The organism is Bacteroidota bacterium, from assembly GCA_016713765.1.
Lineage (GTDB): Bacteria > Bacteroidota > Bacteroidia > AKYH767-A > 2013-40CM-41-45 > Pollutiaquabacter > Pollutiaquabacter aromativorans.
Map to the genome: position 1 here is coordinate 1,018,099 of JADJON010000003.1, position 11,934 is coordinate 1,030,032.

The 11,934-nt window shown below is 55.0% G+C and carries 9 protein-coding genes; 6 read left to right on the forward strand and 3 right to left on the reverse strand.

Features of this window, described 5'->3' with window-relative positions; translation table 11 throughout:
* Positions 1-229: 229 nt before the first annotated feature.
* Positions 230-1,192 (reverse strand): ribonucleotide-diphosphate reductase subunit beta, encoded by a 963-nt coding sequence (locus IPJ96_15140; GenBank protein ID MBK7911651.1) that lies wholly within the window; start codon positions 1,190-1,192, stop codon positions 230-232.
* 684 nt (positions 1,193-1,876) lie between these two features.
* Positions 1,877-2,461 (reverse strand): DUF3109 family protein, encoded by a 585-nt coding sequence (locus tag IPJ96_15145; GenBank protein MBK7911652.1) that lies wholly within the window; start codon positions 2,459-2,461, stop codon positions 1,877-1,879.
* A gap of 292 nt (positions 2,462-2,753) precedes the next feature.
* On the opposite strand from IPJ96_15145, the gene IPJ96_15150 reads away from it, so the two are divergent.
* The 5 genes from IPJ96_15150 to IPJ96_15170 all read left to right on the forward strand — a co-directional run bounded on the left by IPJ96_15150 (position 2,754) and on the right by IPJ96_15170 (position 10,000).
* A complete protein-coding gene (locus tag IPJ96_15150) occupies positions 2,754-4,301 on the forward strand; it encodes a glycine--tRNA ligase (GenBank protein MBK7911653.1) in 1,548 nt (515 codons plus the stop codon).
* Positions 4,302-4,487: 186 nt separating this feature from the next.
* Entirely contained in the window at positions 4,488-6,428 is a 1,941-nt protein-coding gene (locus tag IPJ96_15155) for a T9SS type A sorting domain-containing protein (GenBank protein MBK7911654.1), read from the forward strand.
* Between the two features lie 406 nt (positions 6,429-6,834).
* Positions 6,835-8,196, forward strand: a complete 1,362-nt coding sequence (locus IPJ96_15160) for a hypothetical protein (protein MBK7911655.1) — start codon at positions 6,835-6,837, stop codon at positions 8,194-8,196.
* A gap of 12 nt (positions 8,197-8,208) precedes the next feature.
* A complete protein-coding gene (locus IPJ96_15165; protein MBK7911656.1) occupies positions 8,209-8,439 on the forward strand; it encodes a T9SS type A sorting domain-containing protein in 231 nt (76 codons plus the stop codon).
* Positions 8,440-8,446: 7 nt separating this feature from the next.
* Complete coding sequence (locus tag IPJ96_15170) at positions 8,447-10,000, forward strand: hypothetical protein (GenBank protein ID MBK7911657.1); 1,554 nt, start codon at positions 8,447-8,449, stop codon at positions 9,998-10,000.
* A gap of 45 nt (positions 10,001-10,045) precedes the next feature.
* Here IPJ96_15170 and IPJ96_15175 read toward each other — a convergent pair whose 3' ends face one another.
* Positions 10,046-10,915, reverse strand: coding sequence for a hypothetical protein (locus IPJ96_15175; GenBank protein MBK7911658.1), 870 nt, complete (start codon positions 10,913-10,915; stop codon positions 10,046-10,048).
* Positions 10,916-11,248: 333 nt separating this feature from the next.
* Here IPJ96_15175 and IPJ96_15180 point away from each other — a divergent pair, with 333 nt between their 5' ends.
* Positions 11,249-11,920 carry a succinate dehydrogenase cytochrome b subunit gene (locus IPJ96_15180; protein MBK7911659.1) on the forward strand — a complete coding sequence of 224 codons (672 nt, stop codon included), beginning with the start codon at positions 11,249-11,251 and terminating at the stop codon, positions 11,918-11,920.
* Positions 11,921-11,934: the final 14 nt, after the last annotated feature.

An 11,934-nucleotide genomic window follows, 5' to 3' on the forward strand; every position in this document is an offset into this window, starting at 1 on the left:
GGTTCCGGGTTCGGACTCAGGAGCCGAAAACTTTAACCCGAAAACCTATTAATTATTCAATACCTTGTATGGTTTATCTTCTATTCGCTATTCGCTATTCGCTATTCGCTATTCGCTATTCGCTATTCGCTATTCGCTATTCGCTATTCGCTATTCGCTATTCGCCTACGCTAAAGCTTCGGCGGGCAAGATTCACTATTTACTGTTTACTGTTCACTATTCACTCTCTTCAAAAATCCTCATCCAGCTTAAACACATTCTCCTCTTTCTGCTGACCGACACCGGCTTTCTTGTATTCGCTGACGCGTTTTTCGAAAAAGTTGGTTTTGCCTTGCAGGGAGATCATCTCCATGAAGTCGAACGGATTCGTGCTGTTATACACTTTGTCGCAGCCCAGGGCGAGCAGGAGTCGGTCGGCGACGAACTCGATGTATTGGCACATCAGTTTGGAGTTCATGCCGATCAGGGATACCGGCAGGGCGCTGGTGACGAACTCGTGTTCGTAGGCTACCGCTTCGGTGATGATCTCAACGATGCGGGCTTTCGGTAGTTTGTTCTCCAGCATGCTGTAGAGCAGACAGGCGAAGTCGCAATGCATACCCTCGTCGCGCGAGATGAATTCGTTGGAGGTGCTGAGGCCCGGCATGAGGCCGCGCTTCTTCAGCCAGAAGATGGAGCAGAACGAACCGGAGAAGAAGATGCCTTCCACCGCCGCGAATGCGACGAGTCGCTCGGCAAAGCTGCCGTTCTGGATGAAACGAAGAGCCCAGTCGGCCTTCTTGGTCACAGCCGGTACGGTCTCCACCGCGTTGAAGAGGTAGTTCTTCTCGGCGGTATCCTTGATATAGGTGTCGATCAGCAGCGAGTACATCTCGGAGTGGATGTTCTCGATCATGATCTGGAAGCCGTAGAAGCAACGGGCTTCCGGCAACTGCACCTCGCGCATGAAGTTGACCGCGAGGTTCTCGTTCACAATGCCGTCGCTGGCCGCGAAGAAGGCCAGTACGTGCTTGATGAAGTGCTTTTCGTCGGCCGAAAGACGTTCCCAGTCTTTCAGGTCGGCGTGCAGGTCGATCTCTTCGGCGGTCCAGAAGCTCTGCTCCGCCTTCTTATACATTTCCCAAATTTTCGGGTATTTGATTGGAAAGAGTACGAAACGCTCTTTATTCTCTTCTAACAGGATCTCGGCCATAAATTCAATCTAAACGGTTAGGGGTGTGCACTATTTCGGATTAGGGGAGACACTTCCTACGCCCTCGGGAACCTGGTTTTTAAAAAACGCCCGTGGGAGGAGGGTTATTTCCTTTAAAGTCGCTTGAATTCGCACATCGAATCATTCCCGGTGTGCGAAACAAAAATTCTCATCTCTATCCGACCCTGCAATAGTCGCCCGGGATTTTTTTCGACAATTATGCACCGCATCGTGTGAAAAAATCCGCTCGACCTCAGCAAACCCGCTCCAGTCAAGGGTTTCCGGAGGTATGAACAAATTTTGTTCAAAACTCCTGCTTGACAATCATGCAGGATTTCCTAACTCAGGAAGCACCAATAAGCGTCCGAAAAATTTTTTGAATTGATAATCAGGGAGACGCCGGAAATGGCGCTGGGGGTTGTTGCAAATGTCGGTGAGACGGGTTTCAAGTTTCGAGTTTCGAGTTTCGGGTTCCGAGTTGGTTGAAAGTTGAAGGTTGAAAGATGAAAAAGTCGATGCGAGAAGTAGGGTGTTCCGGGATTCGAGTTGGTTGAAAGTTGCAGGTTGAAAGTCAGGTTCCTTACGCCGTCCCTGCCTTCGCTAAAGCTACGGCAGGCAGGCCTCGCCCCTCGTCGCTCGTCCCTCCCTTCCAACCCGGAACGCGAAACCCGAAACCCGGAACAATTAAACTCCCTTAGCGGCTTCGTACTCCTTCGCCGCCAGTTCCAGCTTCTTGTACCAGGCCTTTCCGTACTTCCGGATGAGGGCGTCTTTGAGAAACTTGTAAATGGGTACTTTCAAGCTATCGCCGAGTTTGCAGGCCGGGCGACAAACCGACCAGCGGTCGTAGTTGGCGGCCTCTAGTCCGCTGCGGTGCTTGTTCAGGCGAATCGGATACAAATGGCAGGAAATCGGTTTCCGGAAACTGATCTTGCCGTCAAAATATGCCTTCTCGATCCCGCATTTGGCTGTACCATCGGCCTCGAAGATCGTGTACGCGCATTCCTTACCTTTTACCAATGGCGTTACCCACTCTCCGGTGTTGTAACGCAGGTAAAGCCCTTGTTTTTCAATGGCTTTCACCCCGGAGGCCGGCAGATACGGCTTGACTTTCGGGTACACCTTCTCCAACTCCTTCAATTCCTCCTCTTCCAGGGGAGCCCCGTAATCGCCCTTTACACAACAGGCTCCTTTACAGGCATTCAGGTCGCACACGAAGTGCTTTTCGATGATCTCGTCGGAGACCAGGGTATCGCCGATGGCTAACATGGGGCAAAGTTAGTTGTTTCGGGTTCCGAGTTCATAAGTAGGAACGAGTTGCGAGACCGTGACCGAGGGACGTGGGACGAGGGACGAGGGACGAGGGACGTGGGACGAGGTGCGAGGTGCAAGGAACGAGGATGGCCAGCAACTTTCAACCTTCAACCTTCAACTATGAACCAACCCGAAAGCTGCCTGTCTTAGCTTAAACGCAGGCCGTGCCACGGGCGAACTGCCTACCGCCTACCGCCATCTGCAATCCACCCAACCGCTACCATTCGATTTGTCGTATTTTCGCGCCATGGCCAGCACGAACCAGGACGACCTCTTTAAGAACATCATTTCCCACGCCAAGGAATACGGCTTTATTTTCCAATCCAGTGAGATCTATGACGGACTCAGCGCCGTGTACGATTACGGCCAGAACGGCGCCGAACTGAAAAAGAACATCCGCGAATACTGGTGGAAGTCGATGGTCCAGATGAACGAGAACATCGTCGGGATCGACGCCGCCATCTTCATGCACCCCACCACCTGGAAGGCTTCCGGGCACGTGGACGCGTTCAACGACCCGCTGGTCGACAACAAAGACTCGAAAAAACGCTACCGCGCCGACGTGCTCATCGAAGATCACGTGGCCAAGATCGAAGGCAAGATCCGCAAGGAAGTCGAAAAGGCCCGGACCCGCTTCGGCGACAGCTTTTCCGAACACCAGTTCCGCACGACCAACGCGCGGGTCCTCGAATACCAGCAACAGATCGACACCATCAACCAGCGCTTCAAAGCCGCGCTGGAAGCGAACGACCTCAACGAAGTCCGCCAGATCATCCTCGACCTGGAGATCGTCTGCCCGATCTCGGGCACCCGCAACTGGACCGAAGTGCGTCAGTTCAACCTGATGTTCTCCACCCAGCTCGGTTCCGTCAGCGAAGAGGCCAGCACCATCTACCTTCGCCCGGAAACGGCCCAGGGTATCTTCGTGAACTTCCTCAACGTCCAGAAGACCGGACGGATGAAGATCCCCTTCGGCATCGCGCAGACCGGCAAGGCGTTTCGCAACGAGATCGTCGCCCGACAGTTCATCTTCCGCATGCGGGAATTCGAGCAGATGGAGATGCAATACTTCGTCAAGCCGGGTACGGAGATGGAGTGGTACAACTTCTGGAAAGAAGCCCGCATGAAGTGGCACCGCGCCCTCGGCTTCCCCGACGGCAAGCACCGCTTCCACGACCACCTCAAGCTGGCCCACTACGCCAACGCCGCCTGCGATATCGAGTTCGAGTTTCCGTTCGGCTTCAAGGAGCTGGAAGGCATCCACTCGCGTACCGACTTCGACCTGGGCAACCATGAGAAATTCTCGGGTAAGAAACTACAGTACTTCGATCCCGAACTGAACCAGAATTACGTGCCGTACGTCGTCGAGACCTCGATCGGTCTTGACCGCATGTTCCTGGCCGTGCTCTCCACCGCCTACGCCGAAGAACAACTCGAAGACGGCAGCGAACGCGTCGTGCTCCGCATCCCGCCTTTCCTCGCTCCGATCAAGTGCGCGGTGTTGCCGTTGGTGAAGAAGGACGGTCTGCCCGAAAAGGCGCGCGAGATCATGGACCGGCTCAAGTTCGATCACCTCTGCGTGTACGAGGAAAAAGACTCCATCGGCAAACGCTACCGCCGCATGGACGCGATCGGAACGCCCTTCTGCATCACGGTCGACCACGACAGCATCGAACAAAACACCGTCACCCTCCGCGACCGCGACAGCATGCAACAAGAGCGCGTTTCCATCGACCGCCTGCCGGAGATCGTAGGCGAAAAGGTCGATATGCGGAAGGCGCTGCGGGGACTTTAGGGAGGATCGAGGGACGAGGGACGAGGGACGAGGGCGGTTTGGTGGGGGGCAGTAGGCGGAGGGCAGTAGGCGGTTGGCGGTAGGCAGTAGGCGGTGGAGGGGCTTGTTGGTTGTGTTAAGCAGTTACTATTCGCTATTGGCTATTCGCTATTCGCCAAACTATTCACTGTTCACTATTCACTATCCATGCGCTGCATCATCCTCTGTTACTTGTTGATTCTCGCTCTGCCTCTGTCCGGACAAGTGGCGGACTGGCGGATCGGGTTTGAGTATAACGAGACTGATCCGGGACTTTTCGGGATCACCGAGCAGACGCACGATTCCCTGCTGAGCCGGCTCGGCGAGGTGACCCGCAGCCAGTCGGTGCGCGGGGTGGTGAACATCAACTCAATCGGCGGCGGCTGGGAAGGGATGCAGTCGGGGCCGACGGCCACGATCAATTTCAACTCGACGGACAACTGGGTACGGCGCTTGCAGCGGAACGGCTTCGGACTGGTCTGGAACCTGGAACCCAACGCGCGCTGGTCGTTCGCGCAGAATCCGGATTGTATCACCCCTCCCCTCTTCCAGATCACCGAGTGCGCGCCCGACTCCCTGCACTGGCAGCACTGGTACGACTATGTGCACGCGATCGTGGAACGCTACGACGGCGACGGTACCGACGACATGCCCGGACTGGTACTGCCGGTGCGGTATTACGTGATGGAACAGGAAGCCTACTTCGGCGGGGCAGCCAACGGGATCGCCGGCGACAGCGGCGAGGTGCGGGGTTACGGCTATTGGGAAGACAACGTACACAACCTGTTGCGCTTGCACGAAGTGGCGTACCAGGCCCTGCAGGACGCCGATCCGTCGGGCAATACCAAACTCATCGGCAGCGGCGGATTGCTCTTCGATCTCTACGGCGATTTTCCCGATTACCCCGATCCCGATGGTCCTGTCGTACAGGCGCGACTGGCCGGTAACAACCTGATGAGCGCGGACTACCGCCACGGCTGGGACAGTCTGAAGACCCTGTTGCGCGGACTGGCGGTCGATACTCCGCTCAGGCGTTGCGACTACATTGGCTGGCATCCGCATCTGGGGTGGAAGTCCACCGATCAGTGCCTGCGCCTCATCCGACAGGAAGCGCCGGGTAAACCGGTCTTCATCGACGATATGTGGTCGGCGATGCTGACCACGACCTTGCCGAATGGCGGCTTCACCCAGTTCATCGGCGGCGATTCGCTGGAACGCGATTTCCCGAACGCGACGGTTAGTAGTTATGCTGCGCTGCTCAACGGACTCGATGCCGGCGACAGTACGGTGATCGACTGGTACAACGCCCACACCGCACGCGAAATCGTGAAATGTTTCAGTCTGTGTTTCGGAGAAGGAGTGGAACGCGCCTCCTGTTCCATGGCGAACGATGCCAATCCGAACCATACCCTGCTTTGGCCCTTCACCGGACCGTATCGTTACACGGGATTGCACGCCAGCGCGCCGAACGGTTTCGCGGCCAAGCCTGCCGCCTACGCCTTGCAACTCCTCTGCGACCAGTTGCACGATTTTACGAGCGCGAGTCCTCTTGTGGTGAGCGCCGATCCTTACACCCGCGCCTATCGCTTCGAGCGACAGCGCGGCACAGCCTGTGTGGTGGCCTGGAGCGAATCGGCGCAGGACCCGGCCGATCCGCACCTGCCGAACGGCGAATCGGTCAGCATCGGCTTCGCGACGGATTCGATCATCCTGCACCATCCGGTCGTGACAGCCGGCACGACCGTACACGACAGCACGGTAATGGGTCTCGCAGTGAGGACCTGGAACGGGACCCTTGGATTTGAGCCGGTGCTACTCGAAGAAGTTGGCGGCAGCACCGGTATCGGGGAACTCACGCAGCCACGCTTGTTGCTCGCGCCGAATCCGGCGCAAGAGGTCGTACGCGTCAGCAGTTCTAACAATGCCATGATCCGCACCATAACCTTATCGGGAGCCGATGGTCGCGCGATCGGTTTACCCGCCGGCATCAGCAGGGAGGAAAACGGCTTGCTGCTGCCCTTAGGTGGAATACCGGACGGCATCTACCTTCTCCGCGCGACACAACAAAACGGCGAAACGATTCAGCGCCGACTGGTTATTCTTCATTGAGCGGATTTTACGTTCCCCGTACATAGCACGGGGCGGAATGCCATTTTCGAGCAAATCATCGAATTTATCGGAGGGGATGATCGTAGTCGCGTCGTTTTGAAATTTAATTTTCAGGACGCTCTGATTTGTCAACCACCTAGAAATTCAATTAGTTATTCGCTCGAAGAATGCGTAATTTAGGTAGCGGATAAACGGTGCTTATCACCCTGTTACGATGAAAGCCATTTTTCTTTTCATTCTGCTTGTACTGAATTACAATTTGAGCCTAGCTCAATTCTGCCACAATTATGGTGGTTCCGATTGGGACGAGTTACTTTCTGTTACAATTAATCGAAGTAGTCAAAATATTATTGCTGTCGGAACCTCTTACTCTTCTAACTATGATGTTGTTCCTGTAACCTATCCTTTGAATTTTGGCGAAGATGCCTGGTTGCTCGTTCTAGATAGCTTTGGAACCATACTTGATTCCAGGTGTTATGGTGGTGATCAGAGAGAAGGTTTTAACAAAATCATTACTACCGCCAATGGCGGCTATGCCTGTATCGGCATTTGTGAGGAAGACGGTTTTGATGTAAGCGGCACCCATGGCGCCACCGATATGTGGCTGGTGCAACTTGACTCCAATCTCCAGATCCTCTGGCAACATGCCTACGGCGGTACCATGCTGGAGAGCGGGTACGACCTGCTCCAACTCGACGATGGCGGCTTTGTCCTGACCGGTCAGTCTCATCTGGCAAACGGTGACATCACTGCCAATTACGGTGAACGGGACTTTTGGATCATACGAACCGACTCATTGGGTAACATCGTCTGGCAATATTCCTACGGAGGCCCTTCATTCGACCAACCTTATTTTATCAAAAAATGGGGAACCCGCTTCGTTGCCGGAGGTTATCTTTATCAGCCCGGATCCGGTATCTCCGGATACCACGCCCTCGACGAGGCATGGCTATTAGTGGTGGACGAGAACGGAAACCCGCTTTGGAACCGTTGTTATGGAGGATCAGGCTCTGAATTTCTTTCGGATGGAATCGTGCTGGCTGACGGCAATCTGCTTATGGTGGGTTACAGTTCCAGTAATGACGGGGACCTTAGCTCGAATGCCGGAAGCACGGATGGCTGGCTCATGATCATCGATACTACCGGTGCGGTGGTACAATGCAAATCCATCGGTGGTCCCTGGGGCGAATACTTCTCGGCCATCACCCCGTTGGATAACGGAAACTATGCTTTGACCGGCACTATCGGCTCCCAGCTTCCGGGCAGTAACCCCGTTCACGGATCCTTTGATATCTGGCTGGCCGTAGTAGATCCCAACTTTGACCTCGTTGCAACCCTCTGTATAGGAGGTAGCGCTTATGATGAGGGAACAGCGGTCACCAATACACCCGGCTCGGTTGTTATTGCCGGGATCAGCGAGTCGAATGATGGAGACTTACCCGGAAATTATGGATACAAGGACGGAGCAGTTTCCAGTGTCAGCAATGGCCTGATCAACTCCGTCGCCTCCGTTGGGAACTCCATTGGTTTTGAGCAGGCCGGCAGCCGGCTGTCCTGGACCTTTGGATCTGCCGGTAACGGACAAGCCGTGACCGAACTGGTCGACCTGCAGGGGCGTGTGGCGGCACGCAAGGCATGGAGCGTATTCCCCAGCGGCAACCGCATCGAATGGCTGCTGCCCGATGGCCTGGCCTCCGGTATCTACCTGGCCCGTATCAGCCTGCAGGGCGAGACAAGGACCGATCGTGCCTGGGTGCGCGGGTACTAATGAAAGTATCGAATGATACAGGATCAGGACATCTCCATCACCAACCCGGTCCACAATATGCTATCCGGGAAAACATCGATTGCCCCGGGATCCTATTCCATTTCAACCATCGATGGAAGGACAGTCCTTTCCGGGACAATAAACGGAACCGAAAATTTTGAGATCAATGTGGAGCGTTTGCTTCCGGGCATCTACATCCTGAATGTCAATTACCAGTACAAATGCAAGTTTGTAAAAATGTAGTCATTGCATGAAAAACATAGTCATCATAGCAGCCATTGTCTTTCACTCCATCGGTGTTACTGCCCAATACTGTCGTCATTACGGTGGTTCAAATTGGGATGAATTATTCTCTATAACAGTTGACCCTAACAATGGCAGATATGTTTCTGCAGGACTTACATATTCCCACGACCTTGATGTAGTTCCTGTTCTCTATCCGTGGAATTCAGGGTCAGATGCATGGATATTGGTGCTGGATAGCACGGGTACTATCCTTAATTCCAAATGTTTTGGCGCAGATCAGACCGAGGGGTTCTACAAAGTAATTCCCACTGCCAATGGCGGCTATGCCTGTATCGGCATTTGTGAGGAAGACGGTTTTGATGTAAGCGGCACCCATGGCGCCACCGATATGTGGCTGGTGCAACTTGACTCCAATCTCCAGATCCTCTGGCAACATGCCTACGGCGGTACCATGCTGGAGAGCGGGTACGACCTGCTCCAACTCGACGATGGCGGCTTTGTCCTGACCGGTCAGTCTCATCTGGCAAACGGTGACATCACTGCCAATTACGGTGAACGGGACTTTTGGATCATACGAACCGACTCATTGGGTAACATCGTCTGGCAATATTCCTACGGAGGCCCTTCATTCGACCAACCTTATTTTATCAAAAAATGGGGAACCCGCTTCGTTGCCGGAGGTTATCTTTATCAGCCCGGATCCGGTATCTCCGGATACCACGCCCTCGACGAGGCATGGCTATTAGTGGTGGACGAGAACGGAAACCCGCTTTGGAACCGTTGTTATGGAGGATCAGGCTCTGAATTTCTTTCGGATGGAATCGTGCTGGCTGACGGCAATCTGCTTATGGTGGGTTACAGTTCCAGTAATGACGGGGACCTTAGCTCGAATGCCGGAAGCACGGATGGCTGGCTCATGATCATCGATAGCACCGGGGCGGTGGTTCAAAGCAAATCCATCGGTGGTCCCTGGGGCGAATACTTCTCGGCCATCACCCCGCTGGATAACGGAAACTATGCTTTGACCGGCATTATCGGCTCCCAGCTTCCGGGCAGTAACCCCGTTCACGGATCCTTTGATATCTGGCTGGCCGTAGTAGATCCCAACTTTGACCTCGTTGCAACCCTCTGTATAGGAGGAAGCGCTTATGATGAGGGAACAGCGGTCACCAGTACTCCCGGCTCGGTTATCATTGCAGGGATTAGCGAGTCGAATGATGGGGACTTACCCGGTAACTATGGAGACAAAGACGGGGTAGTTTCCGCTATTAGCAATGGCCTGATCAACTCCGTCGCCTCCGTTGGGAACTCCATCGGTTTTGAGCAAGCCGGCAACCGACTGTCCTGGACCTTTGGATCTGCCGGTAACGGACAAGCCGTAACCGAACTGGTCGACCTGCAGGGGCGTGTGGCGGCACGCAAGGCATGGAGCGTGTTCTCAAGCGGCAACCGCATCGAATGGCTGCTGCCCGATGGCCTGGCCTCCGGTATCTACCTGGCCCGTATCAGCCTGCAGGGCGAGACACGGACCGATCGTGCCTGGGTGCGCGGGTACTGAACGCGCAACGAAGCCTTATCCGTACCGCGTACCGCGCAGATCCCCTCACTCCACCAGCGTCTCGATGGGCCTGTAACTATATTCCAGCCGGTTCTCCGCGCGCGTCCAACTGAATTCGAGGTAGTAGTTGTCGCCTCCGCAAAGGGAGCACATGCCGCCGGCCAGCAAGCGGATGTCGTCGGCGGTCGTGTGTTCGAAGCGGCGGACTTTGTAGCCGATATCTCCCGCGATGCACCATACGCCGATACCGCGGTCTTTCAGTTGCACGAGTAGGGGATAGATGTCGGTGTAAAAGTTATTGGGGTTCACGCAGAAGAAACAACTGCCGTAGTATCCGTTGCTCACCGAGTCGATCATCGCCTGCAAGGGACCGTTGTCGGCCATCCAGATCATCTTATGCGTCAGGACGAAAACCTGTTTGGATTCCCGCACGGTATCGAGCACCGCCCGCGCGTAGAGCAACTGATCCCCCACGATGTTGCTGAGGCTGTCCTGCGTATCCAGCACGAGGAAGGTGATGCCGTTGTGGTACCAACTGTAATACAACGGCCGTCCCACCAGGTCGCGCACGCGCCAGGGATCGTCGTAGTCGTGGTTGCCGATGGCCCACAGGGTCTTCTCGTCGCGGAAATCAAAGATCGAATCGGCCCATTGCAACGTGGCCGGGTCCAGCGAAGTGTTCGGAAAAAGGTCGCCGCCGAGCATCACCGCGGCATAGCGGGAATAGTCGGCCCGCTCCACGAAGGTGTCGATGTCCTGGTAGGTGAGGTACGGCACATACGTATGCCCCAGGTGCAGGAAACGTTCCGTCACCGGCCCGGGAGCCTGCTCCAACTCCGGCTCCGGCAAATGATCGTACCGGCAACCGAGTGTCGCGAGGAGGAAGGTGGTGAGGAGGAGGAAAGGGCGAGGCACGCGGGTTTCCAGTTTCGGGTTTCCGGTTTCGGGTTGATGCGATACGAAACTTGATGCAAAGTATCCCATTTAGCCGAATGCATAACCAAACCCGAAACCGGAAACCGGAAACCCGAAACTATCCAACCTCCCATGCTCCAACTGATTATTAAGCAGTTACACCCCCGCCGCTGGCCTGCTTCACCTGCTGAAAGCCTTTTGAAATGCGGCCTTGCCTAGATACATTTGACACGCCAAAAGCGGAACCAAATTGACCCGTGCTTGTTTAAATGCCGGTACAAAGACGGTTCCTGTCCTTATCGTTCCCTTCAGACCATGATCGCATCCTTACGCATGTTTTATTCTTCGGTGGGCCGCAAATTGTTGATGGCGTTGACCGGACTCTTCCTTTGCCTGTTCCTGCTGGAACATCTGTACGGCAACCTGCAATTGTACAAGATGGACGGCGGCAAGGCCTTTAACGAGTACGGCGAGTTCCTCGTGGGCAACATCGTGATCCGGACGGTTGAGTTCGCCTTATTCGGCGCGATCATCCTGCATATCCTCGACGGCTTGTACCTGACCCTCTCCAACCGCAAGGCCCGCCCGGTGCGTTACGCCGTGAGCCATTCCTCCGGCAACAGCAGTTGGTTCTCCCGCAACATGGGCCTGACCGGCTCGGTCGTCTTCATCTTCCTCGTCGTTCACCTGAAAACCTTCTTTGTCGAACATCGCTTCCTCGGCGCGGAAACGTCCATGGCGCACGATGTGGCGTCGGCTTTCCAGTCGAATATCTACAGCGCCCTGTATGTGGTCGCGATGGTACTCCTCGGCGCCCACCTGAACCACGGCTTTCAGTCGGCCTTCCAGACGCTCGGCTGGAACAACCACAAATACGCCAAAGGCCTGAAGACCGCCGGCACCGTCTTCGCCATGCTGATCATGATCGGTTTCGCTTCGTTCCCGATCATGTTCTACTTCGACATCTTCGGTGTCGCTTCGAACATTCTCAACGCCGGTATCTAATCCTTCATCCGTAA